The organism is Shewanella youngdeokensis, assembly GCF_033180165.1.
In the GTDB taxonomy this organism is placed as follows: Bacteria; Pseudomonadota; Gammaproteobacteria; order Enterobacterales; family Shewanellaceae; genus Shewanella; species Shewanella youngdeokensis.
The window spans coordinates 3,348,883-3,373,598 of the sequence record NZ_CP136522.1; the positions used below are offsets into that span (position 1 = coordinate 3,348,883).

At 46.3% G+C, this 24,716-nt stretch carries 20 protein-coding genes and 1 other RNA gene; 10 read left to right on the forward strand and 11 right to left on the reverse strand.

Features of this window, described 5'->3' with window-relative positions; translation table 11 throughout:
• Positions 1–259: 259 nt before the first annotated feature.
• From gcvP to RGE70_RS14360, 6 genes are all read right to left on the reverse strand, one after another.
• Positions 260–3,148 carry an aminomethyl-transferring glycine dehydrogenase gene (gene gcvP / locus RGE70_RS14335; RefSeq protein WP_310472125.1) on the reverse strand — a complete coding sequence of 963 codons (2,889 nt, stop codon included), beginning with the start codon at positions 3,146–3,148 and terminating at the stop codon, positions 260–262.
• A 266-nt stretch (positions 3,149–3,414) separates the two neighbouring features.
• The gene (gene gcvH, locus RGE70_RS14340; protein WP_310472126.1) at positions 3,415–3,804 is read right to left on the reverse strand and encodes a glycine cleavage system protein GcvH; all 390 of its coding nucleotides are present in this window, start codon (positions 3,802–3,804) and stop codon (positions 3,415–3,417) included.
• Positions 3,805–4,168: 364 nt separating this feature from the next.
• Positions 4,169–5,263: a glycine cleavage system aminomethyltransferase GcvT gene (gene gcvT / locus RGE70_RS14345; protein WP_310472127.1), complete on the reverse strand. Its 1,095-nt coding sequence runs from the start codon at positions 5,261–5,263 to the stop codon at positions 4,169–4,171.
• Positions 5,264–5,528: 265 nt separating this feature from the next.
• The gene (locus RGE70_RS14350; RefSeq protein ID WP_310472128.1) at positions 5,529–6,749 is read right to left on the reverse strand and encodes an FAD-dependent oxidoreductase; all 1,221 of its coding nucleotides are present in this window, start codon (positions 6,747–6,749) and stop codon (positions 5,529–5,531) included.
• Positions 6,750–6,795: 46 nt separating this feature from the next.
• Positions 6,796–8,034, reverse strand: coding sequence for a 2-octaprenyl-6-methoxyphenyl hydroxylase (gene ubiH, locus RGE70_RS14355; RefSeq protein WP_310472129.1), 1,239 nt, complete (start codon positions 8,032–8,034; stop codon positions 6,796–6,798).
• Between the two features lie 112 nt (positions 8,035–8,146).
• Positions 8,147–8,722, reverse strand: coding sequence for a UPF0149 family protein (locus tag RGE70_RS14360; protein ID WP_310472130.1), 576 nt, complete (start codon positions 8,720–8,722; stop codon positions 8,147–8,149).
• Positions 8,723–9,079: 357 nt separating this feature from the next.
• On the opposite strand from RGE70_RS14360, the gene RGE70_RS14365 reads away from it, so the two are divergent.
• From RGE70_RS14365 to RGE70_RS14395, 7 genes are all read left to right on the forward strand, one after another.
• Positions 9,080–9,388 carry a cell division protein ZapA gene (locus tag RGE70_RS14365; RefSeq protein ID WP_310472131.1) on the forward strand — a complete coding sequence of 103 codons (309 nt, stop codon included), beginning with the start codon at positions 9,080–9,082 and terminating at the stop codon, positions 9,386–9,388.
• A 102-nt stretch (positions 9,389–9,490) separates the two neighbouring features.
• A non-coding RNA gene (gene ssrS / locus RGE70_RS14370) (6S RNA) lies at positions 9,491–9,672 on the forward strand.
• A 482-nt stretch (positions 9,673–10,154) separates the two neighbouring features.
• Positions 10,155–10,628, forward strand: a complete 474-nt coding sequence (locus RGE70_RS14375) for a DNA polymerase III subunit chi (protein ID WP_310472132.1) — start codon at positions 10,155–10,157, stop codon at positions 10,626–10,628.
• 26 nt (positions 10,629–10,654) lie between these two features.
• Positions 10,655–13,570 carry a valine--tRNA ligase gene (locus tag RGE70_RS14380; protein WP_310472133.1) on the forward strand — a complete coding sequence of 972 codons (2,916 nt, stop codon included), beginning with the start codon at positions 10,655–10,657 and terminating at the stop codon, positions 13,568–13,570.
• Positions 13,571–13,854: 284 nt separating this feature from the next.
• Positions 13,855–16,812 (forward strand): ImpA family metalloprotease, encoded by a 2,958-nt coding sequence (locus tag RGE70_RS14385; protein WP_310472134.1) that lies wholly within the window; start codon positions 13,855–13,857, stop codon positions 16,810–16,812.
• Between the two features lie 211 nt (positions 16,813–17,023).
• A complete protein-coding gene (locus tag RGE70_RS14390; protein ID WP_310472135.1) occupies positions 17,024–17,188 on the forward strand; it encodes a YqaE/Pmp3 family membrane protein in 165 nt (54 codons plus the stop codon).
• A gap of 335 nt (positions 17,189–17,523) precedes the next feature.
• A complete protein-coding gene (locus tag RGE70_RS14395; RefSeq protein ID WP_310472136.1) occupies positions 17,524–19,056 on the forward strand; it encodes an MFS transporter in 1,533 nt (510 codons plus the stop codon).
• A gap of 104 nt (positions 19,057–19,160) precedes the next feature.
• Here RGE70_RS14395 and RGE70_RS14400 read toward each other — a convergent pair whose 3' ends face one another.
• The 3 genes from RGE70_RS14400 to RGE70_RS14410 all read right to left on the reverse strand — a co-directional run bounded on the left by RGE70_RS14400 (position 19,161) and on the right by RGE70_RS14410 (position 21,503).
• Positions 19,161–19,754 (reverse strand): acetate uptake transporter, encoded by a 594-nt coding sequence (locus RGE70_RS14400; RefSeq protein ID WP_310472137.1) that lies wholly within the window; start codon positions 19,752–19,754, stop codon positions 19,161–19,163.
• A gap of 419 nt (positions 19,755–20,173) precedes the next feature.
• A complete protein-coding gene (locus tag RGE70_RS14405) occupies positions 20,174–20,875 on the reverse strand; it encodes a pseudouridine synthase (RefSeq protein ID WP_310472138.1) in 702 nt (233 codons plus the stop codon).
• Positions 20,865–21,503, reverse strand: coding sequence for a helix-turn-helix transcriptional regulator (locus RGE70_RS14410; RefSeq protein WP_310472139.1), 639 nt, complete (start codon positions 21,501–21,503; stop codon positions 20,865–20,867). The genes RGE70_RS14405 and RGE70_RS14410 overlap by 11 nt, the downstream gene beginning before the upstream one ends.
• 124 nt (positions 21,504–21,627) lie before the next feature.
• On the opposite strand from RGE70_RS14410, the gene RGE70_RS14415 reads away from it, so the two are divergent.
• Positions 21,628–22,236 carry an NAD(P)H-dependent oxidoreductase gene (locus tag RGE70_RS14415; protein WP_310472141.1) on the forward strand — a complete coding sequence of 203 codons (609 nt, stop codon included), beginning with the start codon at positions 21,628–21,630 and terminating at the stop codon, positions 22,234–22,236.
• Positions 22,237–22,290: 54 nt separating this feature from the next.
• Positions 22,291–22,710, forward strand: a complete 420-nt coding sequence (locus RGE70_RS14420; RefSeq protein ID WP_310472142.1) for a VOC family protein — start codon at positions 22,291–22,293, stop codon at positions 22,708–22,710.
• A 42-nt stretch (positions 22,711–22,752) separates the two neighbouring features.
• Here RGE70_RS14420 and RGE70_RS14425 read toward each other — a convergent pair whose 3' ends face one another.
• Positions 22,753–23,505 (reverse strand): SDR family oxidoreductase, encoded by a 753-nt coding sequence (locus RGE70_RS14425; protein ID WP_310472143.1) that lies wholly within the window; start codon positions 23,503–23,505, stop codon positions 22,753–22,755.
• Between the two features lie 128 nt (positions 23,506–23,633).
• Positions 23,634–23,870: a hypothetical protein gene (locus RGE70_RS14430; protein WP_310472144.1), complete on the reverse strand. Its 237-nt coding sequence runs from the start codon at positions 23,868–23,870 to the stop codon at positions 23,634–23,636.
• Between the two features lie 196 nt (positions 23,871–24,066).
• On the opposite strand from RGE70_RS14430, the gene RGE70_RS14435 reads away from it, so the two are divergent.
• Positions 24,067–24,543: a YcxB family protein gene (locus RGE70_RS14435; protein WP_310472145.1), complete on the forward strand. Its 477-nt coding sequence runs from the start codon at positions 24,067–24,069 to the stop codon at positions 24,541–24,543.
• Positions 24,544–24,716 lie beyond the last annotated feature (173 nt).

Sequence of the window (24,716 nt, forward strand, 5' to 3'; positions counted from 1 at the left end):
GAGAATACGTAACCCACGTTTAATTTAAAGCTAACTCTCTTTAGGGCATTTTCTAGTTAAGCTAACAGAAATTAGACTAACTCACAGTCCCCATCATTGCGTCGCTGGCGCAGATAAGACAATGAAGCCCATGGTTTTCGCCGCATTTACTGGCACCCAATAAAAAACGCACCACTAAGGGTGCGTTTCATCATAATTGCGTTGCTGGCGATGCTAACTCTTTATGAAAGCTAGCAGCACCGAGCCCACGCAGCAATTATTACTCATACTCGCTAACAGGCACACATGCGCACATGAGGTTACGGTCACCAAACACATCATCTATTCGATTAACCGTTGGCCAGAACTTATTCAGCTTAACCGCTGCCGTTGGGAACACGGCCTCTTCACGGGTGTATGGACGTGAATCAAACTCGCTGTCCATGATGTCGGCTAGGGTGTGCGGCGCATTGCGCAGCGGGTTGTTGTCGCTTGGCCATTCGCCCGATTCCACTTTTGCCACTTCACCACGAATAGACACCATGGCCTCGATAAACCGGTCTAGCTCTACCTTTGACTCAGACTCTGTCGGCTCAATCATTAAGGTTCCCGCAACTGGGAAGCTCATGGTTGGCGCATGGAAGCCGTAATCGTTAAGGCGCTTGGCGATGTCCATTTCGGTCACGCCTGATGATTCTTTAAGTGGGCGTAGATCGATAATGCACTCATGGGCAACTCGGTCATTACGGCCAGAATAAAGGATGGGGTAATGCTCAGACAGTTTTTTCATCATGTAGTTGGCATTAAGTAGCGCCACTTGGGTTGATTGGCGTAAGCCTTTTTTGCCCAGTAACTTAATGTACATCCACGTGATAGGTAAAATGCTGGCACTGCCAAATGGTGCGGCAGATACCGCGCCGTTGTTGTCGGATTCAAGGCCATGTTTTACCACTGAATGACCCGATAAGAACGGTGCCAAATGCTGTTTGACTCCGATTGGCCCCATACCTGGCCCGCCGCCACCATGGGGAATAGCGAAGGTTTTATGTAGGTTAAGATGCGATACATCGGCGCCAATAAAGCCCGGTGATGTTAGCCCAACTTGGGCGTTCATGTTGGCACCATCAAGGTAAACTTGGCCGCCGTGTTGGTGAATAACCTCACAAATTTCGCTAATGGTTTCTTCGTACACACCGTGGGTCGATGGGTAGGTCACCATGATGCACGATAAGTTGTCGGCGACTTCGGCAGCTTTGGCGCGCAGGTCGGCCATGTCGACATTACCGGCTTTATCACAGGCGGTAACTACGATTTTCATGCCAGCAAGCTGCGCAGATGCAGGGTTAGTCCCGTGCGCTGATTGCGGAATTAGACAGATATTACGGTGCGCATCGCCACGTGACTCGTGGTATTGCTTAATCGCCAGCAGCCCTGCGTATTCGCCTTGTGCACCTGAGTTTGGTTGCAAGGAAACCGCATCGTAACCGGTGATATCGACTAACCATGCTGATAGTTCTTCAAGTAGCTGGGTGTAACCGGCGGCTTGTTCGACTGGGCAGAATGGGTGCATGTGGCCAAACTCAGGCCATGAGACCGGCATCATCTCGGTGGCAGCGTTGAGTTTCATGGTGCATGAGCCGAGTGAAATCATGGAATGGTTTAAGGCTAAATCTTTGTTCTCGAGACGTTTAATGTAACGCATCATCTCGGTTTCGCTTTGGTAGCGGTTAAACGTTGGGTGGGTCAAGATGGCGTCGGTGCGAACCAGCTCTGCAGGAATAGACACGCTGCCGCTTGCTTGTATTGCTTCATCAAGCGCTGCCACATCTAGACCATGGCCTGCGCCAAGGATAACGTCAAATAGCTCGGCAACATCGGCTCGGGTGGTGGTTTCGCTTAAGCTCACACCTAGAATGCCATCACTGTCGAGGCGCAAATTAAGGCCGGCTGCTTGTGAACGCTCAGTTACAGCGGCAACGTCGAGCCCGCTTAGTGTTAGGGTGTCGAACCAGGTGTTATTAACCAGCGCTACACCTTTGGCGGTGAGGCCGGCGGCAAGGATGTCGGTTAAACGATGAATGCGCGAGGCAATCATTTTTAGCCCTTGTGGGCCATGGAATACGGCGTAGAACGAGGCCATATTGGCCAGTAATACCTGCGCGGTACAAATGTTGGAGTTAGCTTTTTCGCGGCGAATATGTTGCTCACGCGTTTGCATGGCCATACGTAGGGCGCGGTTGCCACGGGTGTCTTGCGACACACCGATAATACGGCCGGGTAGTGAACGTTTGTAGGCGTCACGCGTCACGAAAAAGGCTGCGTGTGGGCCACCAAATCCCATTGGTACACCAAAACGTTGTGAGTTACCAAACACAATGTCGGCGCCCATCGCGCCCGGTGATTTAAGCATCACCAGTGACATAATATCGGCAGCAACGGCGACGATGGCTTTTTTCTGTTGTAGCTGGGCAAACAGTTCGCTGTGGTCGCAAATTTGCCCTACGCGGTTGGTGTATTGGAACAAGGCACCAAATACGTCGTGGTTAACAGCGTCGGCGGCAGGGCCTGTGATGATGTCGAAACCAAAACATTCGGCGCGAGTTTTAATAACGTCCAGCGTTTGCGGGAATACGTCGTCGGCCACAAAGTAGCTGTTGGCTTTTTTGGCTTTAGAAACACGCTTTGACATCGCCATGGCTTCGGCGCCAGCAGTGGCTTCGTCAAGTAATGACGACGAGGCTAAGTCAAGGCCGGTGAGATCCATTGATAACTGCTGAAAGTTAAGGATAGCTTCGAGGCGGCCTTGGGCAATTTCGGGCTGGTATGGCGTGTAGGCCGTGTACCAACCTGGGTTTTCAAATACGTTACGCTGGATCACGCTCGGGACTTCGGTTCCGTAGTAGCCCATACCAATGTAGCTTTTAAAGACTTTGTTTTTACTCGCCACTTGGCGAATATAAGCAAGACCTTCAGCTTCACTCACTGAGTCACCAACGGCGAGATCACGGTTAAGCAAAATGGCTTCTGGCACAATTTGCCCCGTTAAGTCGGTTAACGATTTGGCACCGACAAAGTCCAGCATGGTTTGCTGTTGTGTGGCACTTGGGCCGATGTGGCGGCTCAAAAATAGTTCGTGCTGCTCTAACTGTGTAAGGGTTTCTTGGGTCATGAGTAACCTAGTTCCATTGTGCCAGTATCCTGCCTGTAGGGGGCGGAGTTACCGGTCTCGTTGTTTTATATCAGTGCGGTTGTGCGCCAAGCGGTAAGCTTGGTTGGCAAATCGCATTGGTATGGTATTGAGTGCAACTGTTTGCGTTTTTGAGCGTGTTATTGACCACGCAACCTCAAAACCGATGGGCTTTTTGAGGTGACTCGGGCATATAACGAACAAAGCCCCAGTCTTTGTCAGAGTGAGGCTTTGTGGTTTATCGTGCGTTATTCTTCGTCGATAACCGCTTGATAAGCATCAGCATCTAGCAATTCGTCTAGCTCAGACAAGTCTGATGGCATAACGCGGAAGAACCAACCGTCGCCATATGAGTCACTGTTAACAAGCTCTGGAGAGTCTTCTAATGCTTCGTTAACGGCGAGTACTTCACCGGTAAGCGGTGAGTAGATGTCTGATGCCGCTTTTACTGATTCTGCTACGGCGCAGTCTTCACCAGAGTTAACTTCGTCGCCCACTTCTGGAAGCTCAACAAACACCATGTCGCCCAATAGCTCTTGTGCGTGCTCACTGATCCCGATTGTGTAGCTACCATCTTCTTCTTTACGAACCCATTCGTGCGAAGAAGCATATTTAAGTTCTGCTGGGATATTGCTCATTGGTCTTAATCCTTATTCGATAATTCTTATGCTTGTATTTTGTCAACGTTGCACTGATTGGCCTTAGCGGCTTGGTTCAGTTTTTTACGCTTTTGCGCAGCGGTTTAATCCAATGTTTACCGTGCATCTCATTGATATCTTGTAGCAAAAGTTCAATAAGATAGCGCCACATACCCGATCAAATAAAACCGTCATATTAAACTGCAAATTTAACCCTATTAGCCCAGTCAATCAACTAGCTAATGGTTCTATACGTTATAAACATGCCTTGCGGTTCATGTGTTGGGGTTTAACCCGCGCTTTGGCTGCCAGATGAGCAATATTGTTGCCCGTTATGGCTGACGTTTAGCGCCGCAATAAAACGCTAGAACGCTTGTTTGCCATTACGTACAAACGATGGTGCAATCACTTTAACGGGAACACGTTTTTTACGCATCTCAACTTCGGCCACATCGCCAATAGTGTTTGGTACGCGAGCCATGGCAATTGAGTAACCCAATGTTGGCGAGAACGTGCCGCTGGTAATAGTGCCTTGTTGCTCAACGCCGTTATTGTCGGTAAAAAATACTGACATGCCATGACGAATCACGCCTTTGGCTTCCATAATTAGGCCAACTAATTTGTCGCTGCCTGCCGCTTTTATTGCTGCTAGCGCTTGGCGGCCGTTAAAGTCACGGTCTTCTGGTGTCCATGCCACGGTCCAGCCCATGTTGGCAGCAAGCGGATTAACGCTTTCGTCCATGTCGAGGCCATATAAGTTCATGCCGGCTTCTAAGCGCAGCGTGTCACGTGCGCCTAGTCCGCATGGCTTAATGCCAGCGTCTAAAAAGGCTTGCCATAATGCTTCGGCTTCAGCTTCGGGCACTATTACTTCGTAACCCGTTTCGCCGGTGTAACCTGTGGTGGCAATAAACAGTGAGCCCGATTGCAGCCCAAAGAAGGGTTTCATGCCTTCAATAGCGGCATTTTGCGCGTCGTTAAACACGGTTGCGGCTTTAGCTTTGGCATTAGGGCCTTGAACGGCAATCATTGATAACTCAGGGCGCTCGGTAACGGTGGCGTTAAAACCTGCCACTTGTTCGTTAATCCAGGCGAGATCTTTTTCGCGGGTGGCTGAGTTAACTACGATGCGGTATTGGGTATCGCTAAGGTAGTAAGTAATTAGGTCGTCGATCACGCCGCCGTTATGGTCAAGCATGCCGCCGTATAGGGCTTTACCGGGTACTTTTAGCTTGGCAACGTCATTGGCGAGCAATTTACGTAAAAAGGCACAAGCGTCGTCACCCATCACATCGACTACGGTCATGTGCGATACGTCGAACATACCGGCGTCTTGACGCACTGCATGGTGTTCTTCGATTTGTGAACCGTAGTTAAGTGGCATATCCCAACCGTGGAAATCGACCATCTTGCCGTTAGATTCTAGGTGCTTGTTAAAAAGTACTGTTTTGTGAGCCATTTCTATCCCTTCTGTGGGGTATTGAAGTTGGTAACGGGTGTGGGTTGTTCACCGGTTCAATTTGCTGCGACTAAAATGCGGCGAAATTATACCTTGAGTAGAGTGGTTGTATATAAAAGAATTTTCTAATCCGAACGATTGTTTAGATTAGATATTCTAATGCTTTATTGGTAGTTTTTTAAGGCTAAATTAAGCCACACAAAATAGCCACCAGCAAACCTTTGATCATTAAGGCTTATTAGTGACTGATTGCAGCCCCTGAATGTTAATCTTGTTCGTTTTTGCACAGTTTTGGCAGGCTTTTTTTGTTACCTAATGCTTGTTGTATAAACAGTGTTTTTAATGGCGCAAAATTGTCTACAACATTTAGACCAATATCGCGAATCGCTTTGGTAATAGGGTTAGTGGTTGAAAATATCCGTTTAAAGCCTTCCATTGCACTGATCATTTCGAGCGCTTCGGCTTTGCGCCAGCGCTCTAGGCTGCGTAAATGGCGGTAGTCGCCAATGTCTTTACCTTGCTCGATTAGCTCGCTAACGGTTTGCACAATACTGGCGGCATCTAAAAAGCCCAAGTTAACGCCCTGCCCCGCTAATGGATGAATCGTATGTGCCGCGTCGCCAGCCAATACTAGGCGATGGCGAGCAAAGTGGCGCGCGTATCGCATGCGTAGCGGAAACGATTGGCGGGCGCTTTCAAGTGCACACAGGCCTAGACGGCCGTCAAATGCTGCTGTAAGTGCTCGTTCAAATTCTTGCGGCTCAAGCGCCAGTAATTGCTCGGCTTTTTCGGGGGACACTGACCATACAATGGAGCATAAGTTAGGCTCGTATAGTGGCAAAAATGCCAGCGGCCCTTGCTGGTCAAACACTTGTCTGGCGGTGTCTGCATGGGGCAGTTCGGTGCGAATGGTGGCCACAATTGCATGGTGGTTGTAGTCCCAGAAGGTCATGGGAATTTTACATTGCTCGCGTACCCAGGAGTTAGCGCCATCGGCTGCCACGACTAACGCCGCGCTAATGTTGTCGCCGTTATCGAGAGTGATCCAGGCGTCGCGTTCGCCAAAGGCAATGCGCTCAAGGCGTTGGTTTTCGATGTAGGTAAGGTTGTCGAACTCGCTGGTACGTTCGGCTAATGCAAAGGCGATGGCGTCGTTTTCGATAATGCTGCCAAGGTGCGATTCGCACAGTGACTGGGCGTCGAAATCAATTTTACCGAGGCTGTCTTTGTCCCACACTTGCATTTTTTGGTATGGAGTAATGCGATTAGCGCCAAGGTATGGCCATGCACCAAGGTTGGTAAGTAAGTGCTGACTGGCTTTATTAATTGCGCTAACTCTAAGCTTGGGGGCACCCGATACGGCCTGCGTTTGCCCGGCATCAATCACCACAACATTAACGCCTTTCATGGCGAGGCCGATGGCAGTTGCTAAACCAACCATGCCACCACCCACAATAGCCACATCATAATTTTGCGTGCTTAACATCTTTTGCCCTTACTGATTTAAGGTTAATTAATTTCACTTGCCGTACTTAGGCGCGGGTCCACCCCATTGCTTGGCGCGCAACAGGCGCTTTAAGCGGCGGAAACCAAGACAGTAGGCGTAGGCTTAGATTGCGCCCAACAACTAACGGCCAATAGTCGTTAGAAAACCCCCGCACCAGAAATTCAATATTAGTCATGGTGCTTTGCCTGTCCGCTGTGCGCTGAGCAAGGTACTGATGAGTTATTTGGGCTTGCCCCACATCCAATGCGTTAACGCTGCTGGTTTGCTGCGTTAGCGCTTGCTTAATCACCTCTAGCAAACTGACCACATCGCGCAAGCCAAGGTTAAAACCTTGCCCAGCAATGGGGTGTAGTGTTTGCGCGGCATTGCCTAAAAAGAGAGTGCGGTGATAAATCGGCCTTGGCATATACGACAGCATTAACGGATAGCTATGGCGTGCGCCAACATTAATAAAGCGCCCTGCTCGGTAACCAAATGCGGCTTGTAGCTGCGCAATAAACTCGGCTTTGGGGGCCTTAAGTAATCGCTCGGCCTCAGCTGGCGGCAACGCCCATACCATTGACAGGCGGTGCTCACCGTTACGGTTAGCCATGGGCAGTAACGCCAGAGGCCCTGTTTGGGTAAAACGCTCAAACGCCCAACCTTGATGCGGCTGTTCGGTGTGAATATTGGCGATGATTGCTTGTTGTTGAAAATCGACCTGTTCGAGCGGCTGGTTAAACGCTTGGCGCACTTTGGAATTAAGTCCGTCGGCGGCCACAAGCAATTTAGCAGCAATTTGCTGGCCATTATCGAGGGTTAACAGTTGTTGACTAGGCTGCGCTTCAACGCCGGTCAAGCTAGCTGGGCAATACAGTTGAATATTGCTGTTAACTAATTGATGGAATAACTGCTGACCTACGGCTTCGAGTTCGACCACTTGCCCAAGATAGGGTAAGTGAAAGGCGTCGGCATTAAGCTCGGTCATGCCGAAGTTGCCCTGTTCGGAGACGTGAATATGATTTATTTGGCTGGCAATATTAGCGAGGTGCGGCCATATTTGCAGTTTTTTTAAGGCGAAAATTGAACCGTGTGAAATAGCAATGGAGCGAGCGTCGAAACCGGGGTGGTTGTCACTGGGGCGATGAGCTTCGATTAATGCAATTTTAAGTGGTCGCTTAGCTTGTTTGGCAATGTGTGCCAGCCCAAGCGCTAAGGTTGCGCCAACCATTGCGCCACCGACAATGGCAATATCGACCTGTTCGAGTGCGTGTGTACTAACCATGGACTTGTTAACCCGCTAACTGATTTTATACCGTTAACCACTTTGGGCACTATTGATAGCAAAACCGCCATAACAAAATTGTGATGGCGGTTAAGGATCAAGTATTTAGTATTTAGTGTATAGCACCTAGATCGATTGGCTTGTCGTCTTCGACTGCCGGACCAAACTCTGAATAACAGAGCAATGCAGCCATACGGCTAAACTCCATGAGTTCGATTAGGGCGGCTTCGGACTCGTCGTCTTCTTCAACGTCAAACTCTACTTGGGCGATTTCAGACAAGTCTTGGATCACTTCACGTACATCGCTAGATGCTTTACTCAATTTAGGCTGAATAATCGCAATACCGGTTAAGAAGCTTTGTACCCATAACGATAGTGCTTCAACACGCTTAGATAGTGACTCTTCTTCTTCTGGCAACATTGGGCTAAAGCCAAAGTCGGTGTCAGATAAACGGGTCACCGCGTCTTGAAATAGTTCGTCAACCAATACGTTCAATTTTGGCGGCAGAGGTTTGCCGTCATTCATTAAGTCGAGTAAAGGTAAAATCCAGGCTTTGCCTGATTGCTCTACACCGCCACAGATCAAGCCAACAAGTGCGCCATGAACTTCGACAGGATGCTGACCAATTTCAGCTTCGTTAAGTGCCGCAAGTAAATTATCCATGCGGAGCGTTGGGAGGGTCGCCATAAAGTTGTTTCCAGTCACAAAATTTACTGACTTCATGCTAGCAGAACTGACAGATTCGACCAATAGATGGCGCCATGAAAGTCGATAAAGTTTATTAAATTAACCATAAACGCTGCAATCGCTAGCATTAAACAATGCTAAATATCTGTACCTTAGGTGCATATGCAGGCATTAACAGATGAAAAGTAGCCAAGTGTTTACCAAGTAGATGCGCTAATGCGCGCTATGTTTGTACTAGATAGGTTATCTAAGCAACAATTAATCTAAACATTCAATTTTTAGGGCGATAGCGTATTGCACTTTGCTTTTTAGACCGATATAGTCCGCTCAAGTATACGGTTTAAGGATTCCTTCGGGATGGGTAACAAGGCAATTGACATTACCCTTATGGGGCGCACCTACTCTATCGCTTGTCCAGAAGGACAAGAGGAAGCACTTAGGCACGTGGCACATAATCTTGAAACTCAGTTAGTGTCGCTAAAAGCGCGTACCAACAACCTTAGCCGTGAAGAAATAGCAATTATGGCCGCGTTAAATACTGGCTATGAGCTATTAGAAGAAAAACAGAAGAATCAAGATTATAACAAGCAAATGGACCATAAAATTGGTTTGTTGCAGTCAACGTTAGAAAATGCGTTAGTAGAACGGTCTACGAAAACTGACTAAACAGGTTATAATTAAGTTGTAGCGAGTTAATAAAGACTCGATGAAAGAATTAGCGTTGTAAGCCATATTGAGGTCAATTGACCGGCTTACAAACACAAGTTTTGTTCCCTGGGATACGCGTTAGCTGGCAATGTCCCTGTGCCGATATCTACAAACCCAGGGTGAATGTTTTACTGACACTGTGCAAGCTCGGCTCGTATCGAGAAGCCTTAGGAAGTATTCGTTTACCCGCCTTGAACTTACGGTTCAAAGGCCTACGTCGGCAACGGTATTCTGGGGAACAATTCAATACAAGCATGTAGTCATGCCTCAAAAGCCACCTACCTAAGGTGGCTTTTTTGTATCTGCGATTTGGGACTTGAGAAAGCGGCTGTATCGGCCGCTGGATTAGAAAAGCGCAAACTTTTGGCATTGGAGTTTTACATTCAAAAACACAAACCTAAATACGGCGTTGCAACAAGTAGCCCCCATGTTAAACAAGCACACCTTCTAGCACTGCGATTGCTAAGCAAAATATACAATAACAACCCGTGGTATAACGGTAACTAATACCATTCAAACCGAGTTTTCTCGACTCATAAACCGGTGCAAGTTCTGCAATAACCTCACCGCTAGCGCAAACCTCAACAGTAACCACAGATCAATATTCGCTAGCGACCTAAAAAGGGGCTGATCTCTAACCTACTTTTAGTGTAAAATCCTCTCTTTCGTCAGTCAAAAAGCCAAGTTAGCTTAGACCCTAAAAAATAGCCTCGAAGAATAAACGATGTCACAGACTCTGTTTTATCTGATGCCAAACAGTAGTAACACCCAGCAGCCAGCTCAATTAACTGCGCTAGAGCAAGTGTTTATGTTTGCTTGTGAGTTGGCACAACAGGCTTTTGTAAACCAACAATGGGTCTATATTCATTGCACTGACCAAGAACAGGCTTACGCCATTGATGAACTTTTATGGCAGTTTGAACCATCGTTTTTTGTGCCCCATAACCTCAAAGGTGAAGGGCTAACAGGCGGCGCCCCAGTTGAAATCGGCTTTGATAAGCTTGGGCCTAATAAAAATCGTCAGGTTCTGATTAATCTTGCAGACCAAGTGCCGCAATTTGCGGTAAACTTTGGTCAGATTATCGACTTCGTTGCCAATGACGACAGCCATAAAGCGGTCGCACGCGATCGTTACCGGCAATATCGCACTCTTGGGGTAGCATTAACGACCCAAGACTTGAGCAATACAACCAATTAATTTTAGTTTGAGATAAGCACGCTCCCATGGAAAAAACATATAACCCGCAGTCTATCGAACAGTCTCTTTACCAAAACTGGGAAGAGAAAGGTTACTTCAAGCCACACGGCGACGAGTCTCAAGGCAACTATTGCATCATGATCCCGCCACCAAACGTGACGGGTAGCTTGCATATGGGCCACGCGTTCCAAGATACCATTATGGATACCTTGACCCGTTACCAACGTATGAAGGGTAAAAACACCCTTTGGCAGGTCGGTACCGACCACGCTGGTATTGCCACGCAAATGTTGGTTGAGCGTAAAGTCTTTGCCGAAGAAGGTTTGAACCGTCATGACCTTGGACGCGAAAACTTTATCGATCGCATTTGGGACTGGAAAAAAGAATCCGGCGGCACTATCACCAAACAACTCCGTCGTCTTGGCGCATCAGTTGATTGGGATCGTGAACGTTTCACTATGGACGATGGTATGTCTGAAGCGGTACAAGAAGTGTTTGTACGCCTTTATGAAGACGACATGATTTACCGTGGTAAACGTTTGGTCAACTGGGATCCAGAACTGCATACCGCTATCTCAGACTTAGAAGTTGAGAACAAAGAAAAACAAGGCAGCATGTGGCATTTCCGCTACCCGTTAGCCCAAGGCGCATTAACTAGCGACGGTAAAGATTACTTAGAGATCGCAACGACACGTCCTGAAACCATGCTTGGTGATAGCGCAGTGGCCGTTCATCCAGAAGATGAGCGTTACGCTTCACTTATCGGTAAGTTTATTCACCTACCAATTGTTAATCGTCTTATTCCTATCGTTGCTGACGATTATGTTGATATGGAATTTGGCACCGGTTGTGTAAAAATCACCCCTGCCCATGACTTTAACGATTACGAAGTTGGTAAGCGCCACGCTCTACCAATGTACAACATTTTGACTTTTGATGCGGCTATTCGCTCATCTGCTGAAGTGGTAAATACTGACGGTACAGTTAACAATGACTTAGACGGAACACTGCCAGAGCGTTACGCTGGCCTTGACCGTTTTGAAGCTCGTAAAGCGGTCGTTGCTGAGCTAGAAACTTTAGGCTTGCTAGGCAAGATTGATCCACACGGATTAAAAGTACCATACGGCGATCGCTCAGGCGTAGTCATTGAGCCACTACTTACCGACCAATGGTATGTAGCAGTTGCACCAATGGCTAAAACGGCGATGGAAGCGGTTGATAACGGCGACATTAAATTTGTGCCGCAGCAATACGAAAATATGTACAACTCGTGGATGCGCGACATTCAAGATTGGTGTATTTCACGTCAACTTTGGTGGGGTCACCGCATTCCGGCTTGGTACGACGAGTCAGGTAAAGTGTACGTGGGCCGTGATGAAGTTGAAGTTCGTGCTAAGCACAAACTTGCTGATTCAGTTGTGCTACGCCAAGACAATGATGTATTAGATACTTGGTTTAGCTCTGCATTGTGGACGTTCTCGACACTAGGCTGGCCAAAAAATACTGAAGAGCTTAAAGCTTTCCACCCAACTGACGTGTTGGTAACTGGCTTTGACATCATCTTCTTCTGGGTTGCCCGTATGATCATGATGACCATGCATTTCATCAAAGATGAAAACGGCAAGCCACAAGTGCCATTTAAAACCGTTTATGTGACCGGTCTTATTCGTGATGAAGTCGGCAATAAGATGTCGAAATCTAAAGGTAACGTACTTGACCCATTAGATATGATTGACGGTATCGATCTTGAAGCATTAGTTGAAAAACGTACTGGCAACATGATGCAGCCGAAAATGGCGGCGAAGATTGAAAAGAGCACCCGTAAAGAGTTTAGCGACGGCATTGAAGCACACGGCACCGATGCACTGCGCTTTACTTTAGCCTCAATGGCATCAACTGGCCGCGACATCAACTGGGACATGAAACGCCTTGATGGTTACCGCAGTTTCTGTAACAAAATCTGGAACGCTTCTCGCTACGTACTGATGAACACAGAAGTGCAGCATGAAGATGCCGCTGATGATGCCATCGGTGAAGCATTAGACTGTGGCCAAATTTTGGTTGATGGCAAGCCTGGCGCAATGGAGCTATCGCTAGCTGATCGCTGGATTATCGGTCTGTTCAATGAAACTGTCAAAACCTACGACGAGCATATGGCGAACTACCGTTTCGACTTAGCTGCTAACACCATTTACGAATTCACTTGGAACCAGTTCTGTGACTGGTACCTAGAGCTAACTAAGCCTGTGATGCAAAACGGCACTGACGCTCAACTGCGCGGTACACGCCATACTTTGGTGAACGTACTTGAGCAGATGCAGCGCCTAATGCACCCAATGATGCCTTACCTGACTGAAACTATCTGGCAGCGCGTTAAGCCGCTTGCAGGTGTTGAAGGTGAAACGTTAATGCTGGCGGCCTTCCCTGAATATCAAGCTGATAAAGTTGATGCCGTAGCTATGGAAGATCTTGAGTGGGTTAAACAAGTCATCACCGCGGTACGTAATATTCGCGCTGAGCTAAACATTGCACCATCTAAGCCACTTAACGCACTGCTTCGCGGCGTGAGTGAACAAGATAAAGCCCGCCTTGAAGCTAACCAAACTTTCTTCAAGACGCTAGCTAAACTTGAGTCAATGACCATTCTAGCCGACGGTGAAACCGCGCCAATGTCGACCACACAATTAGTGGGTAACATGGAGCTGCTAATTCCAATGGCAGGCCTTATCGATGTCGCTAAAGAAGTGGCGCGTATCGACAAGTTACTTGCAAAAGCCGCTGGTGAGTTTAAGCGCATTGAAGGTAAGCTGTCTAACCAAGGTTTTGTTGCTAAAGCGCCTGCAGCCGTAATTGAAAAAGAACGTGCTAAGCAAGCTGAATATCAACGTGATATTGAAAAGCTCACTGAGCAAAAAGCTGAACTAGCCAAGCTTGAAGCTTAAGCTGTAACTTTGGTTTGCCAGCGGTTCACAACACTAAAAATACGGTGAATAGCTAATAGTTAACCGCCGCAAAAAGGCAACCTTAGGGTTGCCTTTTTCATGCCTTGCATTTAGTCCATTTAATCTCAGTTCAGCAGCTTCGTCGTATAAATGACACATTTGCTCTGTAAGCCAATATATTACCACCTGCCAACATTTTGACTTAACCATTGATTTAATTGAATATTTTGCATTGCGAGCGATTTTAGTAGAGAATGCGGCGATTATAATCAAGAGTACTAAACATGAAATATTGGTTGTTAATAAGTTGCTTGCTTATTGGATTAACTGCCTGTGGTGGTTCTGACAGTTCGCCTGACACTACCACTCCCCCTGCACCCACTGCGCCAGCTCCCGATGTCGAACTCGGTAATAACATCACAGCTTGGAATGACCAGGTCATGTTCGTAGCAGCCAAGGTCACAGTGCATACCAGCGGCAGTGCTACATTTGCTTGGACCCAAACAGCAGGTCCGGCAGTAAAACTCATTAATGCCAGTATCAATGGGGTTGAGCTTGATGGACGCCATCTCAACCAAGACAGTGTTGTCAGCTTAGCGCTGAGCGTAACCGACAGCGCTAAGCAAACCACGGTTGATACCATCACCATTGAGTTAAACGATAAAATAAGCGCAGCAATGCAAACCGGTGACGCCAGTGTTGCAGCAGGGTTAGCGCCGCAAATGATTAAACGTGGGCTTGAGCACATCAATCAATATCGGCTCGACAACACGGCACTGTTAAATGAAATCTACCTTGATGACGCTATCGTCTATGACCAAGGTCGTAATTCACAGATGCTGCAAATCGCCGCAGCAGAACACGCCTACCCTTCGACAAAAGCCTTTGCAATTGTCACGGGTAACCAAGGGCTCACGTTTGCAGCCACCAGCGACATAGCAGGCCAACGCAATGCCGCCTTTGGCACCGATATAATTTCAAGCTTACAGCAAGGCAATAATGCCGCATTTGAACCCAGCTTTAAGCGCTTACTAGCGTGGATGCTCAACCAAGATGTAACTGAATTGGCCAGCCCAAAACAGATCCGTTTATTACTCATTAATGGTAATGCACTTAACCGTATTCCCAGTTGGTTAAACAGCAATTACCCTGAGTGGCAAGTGAGTAGTTGCAGCGATGAAGCAACATTAAGCCAATGTTTAAGCGAAGCCGACTTGGTATTAAGTGGTTCTGCCCAGTTATTTGATATCGACACCATTGCGCCACTCATCGGGCAAATTCAAGCAGCTAACCAACCGTTACTTTACTTGCACCTACATGGCTGGAATAGCGTGCCCTTAACCCAAACCATTATTAACCCTATGGGCTTTTCAATGCAGGGACCTGGTGGGCCAGGCAACTATTATGCAAAAGACAAAGCCGACTGGAACTCTGCAAGCGTTATGCAGCAAAGTTATAATGGCCTTTCACAAGAACTACTGTGGTTAAACCTATTTAATAGTGCTGATATCGACTTTACCTTAGCCAACTGCGCCAATACTTGTGATGCACGCTTTAGTGACGACTACCAACCGGCTCTCACATCAATTAAGCAAAACATTCAGGCGTTTGATACCGCCAAGCAAGATATCTTTAGCCTTAGCGATCACAATCTTTATAAGCAACTGATTTTGCTAGGAGATGAATACCGGCGGTTAATTCAATACCCTATGGATGTAAGTGCCACTGATAGCCTAACGTACCTAAAAGCCTACTATGCCGACCACAGCGTGTATCACTACCGCGACATTAACGCCGTCCCCAATGATCTAGGTAACTTTAGCCGCACCGATTTTAGTCACATTAGCGCCATTGATAAGTCCGTCAGTATTAGTAGCAAACAAGGCTTTCGTTCTGCTGGGGTTTACGCGCTACCGGGGCAAACGGTGAAAGTGACTCGCACCGACACCAGCGATGTTAGCACGTGGATATTTATCAACACCTTACGCTCTGGCTCCACCCAGCATTTTGCTAAAAACGGTTATAACCGGCCTAAATATTTACAATCGAGCCGTATTGAAGTCAAAACCGGCGAAACCATCAAGCTTACAAGTCCCTATGGCGGTCCTATGCAGATCCAGTTTGATCAAACCGATTTACCGGTTAGCTTAAGCTTTAGCAACGTAGGTTTGCACCCACATTGGCGCCAAGGAGCTGACGGTGACACATTTATGCAAGCCTTAACCGCGGCGCAGTACGACTGGGCAGAGCTAGCAACTGATCACTTTGAAGTGCACTCAAAGCTAGACAAAATGGTCACCACCATGAATGCGGAACCATTATGGAACACACCTGAAAAAATGGCCGCCGCCATCAACACGCAAGTGCACAATTACCCGCACTTACTGGCCGGTTTTAAAGGCCCACTTATTGATGAGGTAGCCGAGATCACTGACTTTGCCACCAGCCAAGGTTGGCAAATTGACAGCATTGATACCGTAAAGCACATGAATGCAGACCAAGCCACTTGTGGTGCGGGTTGTTCTGGCAATCCGTACGATGCTAACTGGTCATTTAGTCCCACCGGGCATGGCGATATTCATGAGCTCGGACACGGGCTGGAAAAAGGCCGTTTACGCTTTGATGGCCATAACAGCCACGCATCAACCAACCCTTACTCTTACTACACTAAGTCGCGGGCATATACTGAAATAGGCAAATTACCAACCTGCCAAGACCTAAGTATTGATGATGAATTTGCCGTGTTGCAGGCAAGTGTTAACCAAGCAGACCCTTTTGCTTATATGCAAGCAGCCAACCTAACAAGTTGGTCGAGCGGCATGGCAACGATGCTGCAAATGATGATCGCCGCACAGCAATATGATGCGCTCGACTATGGCTGGCATTTACTGCCTCGATTACATATTTTACTGCGGGAGTTTGAACGTGCTAAAGCGTCAAATGAGCTATGGGAGCAAAAGAAGACCAGCCTCGGCTTTAGTCAATTTAGCCTCGAAGCCGCACAAGCTATCACCAACAATGACTTTTTAATGATTGCCATGAGTTACTCAACGGGGCTCGATTACAGTGACGTTTACCAAATGTGGGGGCTCGCCACCACCCAAGCGGCTAAAGATCAAGTCATGCTGTTTGCCTACCCAATGATTGCCAAACAAGTATATGTGTATGCTCCAGGCGATTACTGCTTCAGCCTCGACTTACCAGCTGTACCTGTTGACGGCCAGCAAGCATGGCCGTTATAGCGTAAGACTTTGGGGTAAAATCACGACAATGAGTTAGCATTAAATGATTAGCGGTAAGCCGCAATTGCCCTAGCACTGTATAGGCTGTGGTTAAAACACTGAAGTTAGATTTACAGAAACAATAATTTGCATTAAGTTTAATAGAGGCTGTTAAAATTTGTAATAGCTGAAATGATAGTAATTAAACCAGTACTTTAAAGGGACATACTCTATGGACACCAATAAGCTGTTACTCGTCATTATCGCAATATTATTACCACCTGTGGCTGTTTTTCTTAAAAGTGGTGTGGGCAAAGACTTACTGATCAATATTATTCTATGTTTACTGTTTTTTATCCCTGGAATGTTACACGCCTTATGGGTTGTCACTAAGTAGCCACACTTTTGCGCAATAAAAAAGCCTAATGTTAGGCTTTTTTATTGCCTTTAATCCCGCTCTCACAGCTATGAAGACTTGCTCTAGCCTCGCTTAAGTTACCCGTATGACCACGCCGTTTAATACCAATAATTGACCAACGCGCGCCCTCAATACTATAGATGCCTCGCAAACTACTACTAACGCGATGTTTTTTAGCATCAAATTAGGTATTGTATCGGCTGCAATCACAAGCTTGCAGTGTTTTGGCAACCAAAAATAGCCTAAAACAACACAAGCGCTGCTTTACTGCAGCTCACAATAATAAATAGAAAGAACACAATTAAAGGAAAGTTATGAGCGAGCCTAAAGATGCTTACGCAGATAACGACTTACGCGAAGTCAAACAGCTGGGAATGTGGGCCTCTATTGCCAGCTTAAGTTATATATTTTGGATTGTCGGCGGCATGGAGCTTGTCGAACGTATTGCCTACTACGGCGTAAAAGCCAGTGCTGGCTTGTACGCTAAAGCGCCAGTGTCCGAAGGTGGACTCGGTATTAGCCTGAGCGATTACGGTATTATTATCGGGATCTGGGCAATGATGCAGACATTTATTCCGGTATTTACTGGCGGAATATCTGATCGCGTTGGCTACAAAGAAACCATTTTTGCCTCAACACTGGTCAAAATATCAGGTTACTTAGTTATGGCGTTTTTCCCCAGTTTTACGGGCTTCTTGATTGGTGCCATATTACTTGCAGGGGGAACAGGGATATTTAAACCCGGCATTCAAGGTACGTTAGTGCTTTCAACGGGTCGACAAAACACTTCGATGGCGTGGGGAATATTCTACCAAGTGGTTAATATTGGTGGTTTCTTGGGGCCACTAGTTGCAGTACATATGCGTCAGCTTTCTTGGGATAACGTATTTTTTGCTTGTGCCGCTATTATTTCACTCAACTTTCTATTTTTGCTCGCTTATAAAGAGCCGGGTAAACAAGAACGTTTAGAGCGTAATCGCCAAGTAAAATCGGGCGAAGTAAAGCAAGTTGCACTATGGCGTGATGCACTGCATGAGCTTAAAAAACCCGTAGTGATTTACTACATGCTCGTATTCGCCGGTTTTTGGTTTTTATTTAACTCACTGTTTGATGTATTACCGATCCACATTGCAGAATGGGTCGACACCAGCGTCATCGTCACCTCACTATTTGGGTCAGAAGGCACCAGCAACGGATTTTTCCAATTTTGGCTTGGCCTTGATAATACCGGGACAAAAGTCATGCCTGAAGGCATGCTGAACCTTAACGCCGGTATGATTATGACCACCTGTTTCTTAGTGGCCGCTTTAACGGCTAAATACCGCATTACCACTGCGATGCTTGGCGGTTGTTTGTTGAGTATTTTTGCCTTCATTCTTGTGGGTGCCACTAACGCAGCATGGATGATTGTACTGGCGATTGTGATGTTTTCATTCGGCGAAATGATGATTAGCCCAAAGAAAAATGAGTTTATGGGTAACATTGCACCTGAAGGCAAAAAAGCCATGTACCTTGGCTTTGTGATGCTACCTCAAGGTATTGGCTGGACACTCGAAGGGTTCTTTGGGCCTAAACTGTATGAGATGTACGCCTCAAAAGAGGTCTTCTCATTAGAGCTATTAGCACAAAGAGGCATGAGCGCCGCAGATGTAAGTGCCATCCCTCAGGGTGAAGCATTTACCACGTTAGTTGCTTATACTGGTGAGCCAGCGCAGCAACTAACCACTTTACTATATAACAGCCATAATATTGGTATGGCGTGGTATATCATTGCGGCTATCGGTACGATATCAGCTGTGGGTATTTACCTATACGGCAAGTGGTTGTTTAAACTTCAACAACGTTAAGCACTAATATCACTTGGGTAAAACGCAAAAAAGCTGACATTAATGTCAGCTTTTTTATTGTCTAATCTATTTTACTGTTGATAAGAATCACAGCCTTGCCGTAATTAAGCTGTCGTTGCAGCGGCAAAGCGCACTTTACCAACCGGTAGGATCACGCGGCCATATTCAGCGTTAAGCACTTGCGCCATGGCAAAGTAAATAGCACTCAAACCACAAAAAATACCTTCAAAACCCGCAATAGTACCAATGAGCTCACTGCCGGTAAAATCGCGCGCAGCCAATAACAAAAATAGTAATGTTAATGAACCAAATACAATTTGCTTAGCCAATGGGTAACGCATTGAACCAATAAACATAAAGCCGGTAAACAAACCCCACAAGCCTAAATACCAACCCATAAAGCCGGCAGGACTCGCTGCTAAGCCCATTTTCGGCATCACTATCAACCCAACTAGCGTCAACCAAAATAAGCCGTATGAAGTAAATGCAGTAGTACCAAACGTGTCACCACGCTTAAAACACATCAATCCAACTAATACTTGGCCAATACCACCGTAAAAAATACCCATCGCAAGGATCATTGAATCGATCGGAAAAAAACCAGCATTATGGATATTGAGCAGTACAGTTGTCATACCAAAGCCCATTAAACCCAGAGGTGCCGGATTAGCGAAAGTGTTGTTAAGTGGTGTCGTCATAAGTCCCCTACAGGATGCATGCAATAAGGTGGGTAGCGGTTACATTCAACCGCACTTGATTAACCTAAGCTAACCTTAGCGGCGCGCAGTGTAGTTAAACCGTTTATTGCAAGCAAATACCGCCCTCCACGTTGCTACAGCAGGGGTATAGCAACAATGTAGTAGATTAAACTGGGCAATCATAGACTTAATAGGCTGCATTGCACCATGGGCTTTACTGCAAGCAACCAGCAGTCACCGATCACACTTTTACCAACAAAGCGACCCTGCTCACACTTACATCCAGTTATCGATTGCACATTCACGGTAAGTACAGCGCGAGCCAGCTCAAAATTTGCACTACATCACAAACTTGAACATTGGCTTATTTTTTACCCAACAACAGCCAAACTGATTCAACTGTCGCGGACAAAAAGAGGCTAGGCGTTCACCTCAGCGGGGGTTAATTCGCGACTTTCGCCTACTGCTAGTTGGGGATCGAGCACAATGTCGCCCACCGAAATTCGGTGCAGTGCTACTACCGGATTGCGAAAACGGCCAAACATCCGTTTTATTTGGTGGTAGCGCCCCTCGATTAAGGTAACGAGTGCAGTGTGTGAGTCGACAATTTCAAGCTTTGCCGGAGCAGTAGTGATATCTTCGTAGCCAAAATACATCCCTTTAGCAAACGCATCGACATAAGTGGGATCTAATGGATTTTGTAAGGTAACGCGGTACAACTTTGCCACTTTGTGCTCTGGTGACATTAAGCGCTTTGACCAGCGACTATCGTTGGTTAACAGCAATAAACCTGAGGTATTTAAGTCTAACCGACCCACTATGTGCAGTTGTGTTTTATCGGCCCGTGTTAGCAGGTCAATGACGGTTTTATGTTTATCATCAACGGTTGCGCTCACCACACCGATGGGCTTGTGCAACATAACATAACTCGGGGCGTTAGCTCGAAGCACTTTGCCTTCTAAACAAATATGCGAAAACTGATCAATAATTTGGTCAATATCGCGGGCCACTTTACCGTCAACCTCAACTAAGCCTTTAGCCAACAACAGCCTCACATGCTTACGGTTTATTCCAGTCGTTGCACTGATAAACCGGTCTAACCGTGCCCGTTTAGATTGCATTAGTTTGTCCATTAATTGGGTCTATTTTATACGCGCAACGACGTGCACCTTCAATAATATGCTCTTCTCGGCTCACGCTGGCCTCACCAACTAAAAGCGCCTGAAACAGCTTTAACTCCGAGCGACAAAAATTTAAACATGCACTAGCTGCTGCACAAATAGGACAATGATTTTCTAGCAGCCAATAAACACCATCAACCTGTTCAATAACTGCCATGTAACCCTCGTCAGACCGCAACTTGGCCAGTGCAGCTAACTTGGCGGCTAAACCAACCTCTGCCGCTAACGCTGCTTGGTATAACTTTAATGAGGCTGCCTCGCGATGAGCGATGAGTTGCTCTAGCCCCTGCTCACCAAAAACCGTTGTTACAGAGTCAATTAATTGCACTGTGAGTTCTTCATGACGGTCTGAGAAGTGGCTATTACTTTTGGGGGTTAACGACCAATAACGCGTTGGTCGACCTCGGACCGCTTTTCTGTCTTCAATCACAACATCGTTACTGTCTTCAAGGCTTTGTAAATGCTGACGCACGCCCATTGTGGTTAAACCCAGTTCAGTGGCAATCACTTTTGCGGTGAGCTCACCTTGGGTTTTGAGCATCTGTAAAATTTTATCGCTGGTTTTCATAGGCACCTCTATCACGCTTAATGCCTATTATTACTGAACCATTATTTAAGTAAACTTTTTTCTTTACATTATTAAGTAAAGCAATTACCTTACTTAACATTAATAAACAAAAAGGTTTACATATATGAACATACTTATTGTCAGTGGTAGCCAACGTGAAAACTCGCAAAGCGCCAAAGTCGCGCAATACTTAATGCAGCAGTTGCAACCGAATCAACACGTAAAACACATTGAGCTGTGCCAATATCAGCTGCCTTTTTGGGATGGTGAGTCGGGCAGTAAGAGCAGCGAAGGCAGCCGCTGGCCGCTTATTTCGCAGCAGATTAAACGCGCCGACGCATTGATATTAATAACACCAGAATGGGGCGGGATGGCATCGCCAATAATGAAAAACTTTCTGTTGATGTGCGACAGCCAGCAAACGGCGCACAAGCCAGCGCTGTTAGTGTCGGTAGTCAGTGGTATTAATGGCGCGTATCCAATAGCAGAGCTAAGAATGAATGCATTTAAAAATAATAAGCTAGTTGCAACACCAGACCACCTTATTATTCGCAATGTCGACGCAGTATTAAACCATGCACAACCGGTTGATGAGCGCGACTGTCAGCTTCGTGAATTCATTGGTTATTGCTTGCATATGTTGGCGCAATACGCTGAAGCGTTAACGGTGATCAGGGCTAAGCATCACACTCGGCCCTACCCCAAACAACACGAGTACAGTTATGGCATGTAGCAACACGGCAAAAACAATTCAAATTTAAGTTAACCCTATAGTAAGGAGATAATTATGATGCATTTAGAACATTTGAATTTAGTGGTAAAAGACATCCCCACCGCGCTGGCATTTTATCAAGCCATTTTTCCACATTGGACAACCCGTGGCGGTGGTGTCAGCCAATGGTCTGGGGTCGACCGTAACTGGATCCACTTTGGCGATGACCAGCAGTATTTAACGTTTAACGACAATGGGGTTGAGCAAAATCGAGATTTGAGCGGTCATCAAGTAGGGTTGGCGCATTTTGCATTTGTGGTGGACGACCTCGATGGGGTGATCAATCGCCTTGCCGCAATGGGTCACCCTGTCGATAAAAATGGCGCGGATTCGCCCTATCGCCGTAATGTCTATTACATCGACCCAGACGGCTATGAAGTTGAGTTTGTACAATACTTAAGTGACATACCCAGTGAGCGAAACCATTACGACTAAGGGTAAATATGCTCGTCAGCTAGATTAGATATATGAGCTTGATCAACTCATTTTTCTAATCCAAGCCTGTGGCATAACCCGTAATACCCAATGCAGTACAGCCCAAGGCCAGGTCGGTACAAAACTATTAGCCTTTTCCGCTTCAATGGCTTTAACTATTGCACGACAACCTACATCGGTATCGACAATAAACGGCACTTTTTCGACATGATCATTAATTTCACTACGAATAAAGCCTGGATGAATACAGCTAACGCGCATTGGTGTATGCATCACATCAATCCGGATCCCTTCAGTTAACGAGGTCACTGCCGCCTTTGTTGCCGCATAAACCGTTAATGCACGCCGAAAACCACGCACCGCACTAACCGATGACATCGTCACCAGATGACCCGAATTTTGCGCTCTAAATATCGCCATCGCGGCTTCGGCCTGCGCCAACAAACCAATAAAGTTGGTTTCAGCTGTTTGCTTGTTGGCCTCAAAGTGTCCGGTACCAATCGCCGCGCCCTTGCCCATTCCAGCATTCAAAATGATCCGATCGATTGAGCCTAACTGCTGCTTAAATTGCTCAAACACGTCGAACACCTGTTGGTGGCAGGTTACATCTAATGCTTTTACCGACACTCTAATCGATGGGTTAATCGCTTCTAGCTCTATTTTTAAGGCTTCTAGCCTGTCAACTCGTCTGGCACACAAGGCTAAGTCGCGCCCCATTTTGGCAAACTCTAATGCCATGCCTCGTCCCAGTCCTGAACTGGCTCCGGTGATCAGTATTGTTTTTCTGGTTGTCATATTCATCCATAAACGCGCGTGTTTTTCGCTAAGCTACTGCCGTATGCTCAAAATGTAAACAACCGTTTAAACGTGGAAGCTATTTTTGCAGTTTGCTATACCCGCAAGTAAAGCCAAGACACAAAGCGTCAAGCAAGCCATACCAGTACACCTAACAGCCCTAAATAAAACAGCACTCCAACAATAAAGGCGGTATTAAATGGATCGTTGCTTGTATTGGTAAATATACCGTTTACTCGGCGTTTTTTAATCTGCTTGCGTTGTTCAAAAAAGAAGATTGGCGCTAATGGGTAGCGGATTTTTCCAAAGGTAAATACCAATATGACTAGCGCACCGGTGAAGTAAAACACAAATGACAACAACATAACGTTAACAGTTATTCATTAATAACCACCGTCAATAACAGTGGCAGCAATATCACACCGCCCAAAATACTCACTAGCGCTGGCTAAACCATTACAATTATCCAGATTAAGTTTGAGTTAATCCACTATGGGCAAACTTAGGCGTATAATGTAATCATTAAGCCTTGAGCATCAAGCACAGCACTAACGAGTACTAATGAAGTCACAACACAGTTACACCACACAATATACTTTAGATAAAAGCCACTTTAGCGAGTGCTTTGACGAATCGGTGGTCATCGATAATTCAATACGCGCTTATCGCAAAGCGATTATATTTAGCTTTATTGGCATTTTGTTATTACTGACCAATATCAATGCCTATGCATCTTGGTTTCTCATCGCGCTAGGCGTGTTAGAAGCATTAAACATTTACTATAAAAAACCTTGGTGGTTAATGCGTCAAATGGTGAGCAAAGCGGCAAACAATGAAGTGACATTAACCGTTGATGAAACAGGCATAACCCACGACTCTTTTTACGTCAACGGCACGGTATTATGGCAAGATATTGCAACAATTACAGAAACTAAGCAGGGCTTTTTACTTAAACAAGCAAAAACTGTAAGTTACATTTCAAAACGCAGCCTAGATGAAGCAACATTAGGTTTTGTGCGCCAAAAAATGCAGTCGTAACCCAGCAAACCAATACGCTCAAAAGTTACAGATTTCCGGCTTTGCCACCCTGTAACTTTTAAGCTTTTGCCTGCCACTAAACTGCCGCACCTAATACCGTACAACAGTATGATCTGTATCACTTTGCTACAAAGCAACCTTAACGCATGCCGCACAGGCTAATTGATGCTACC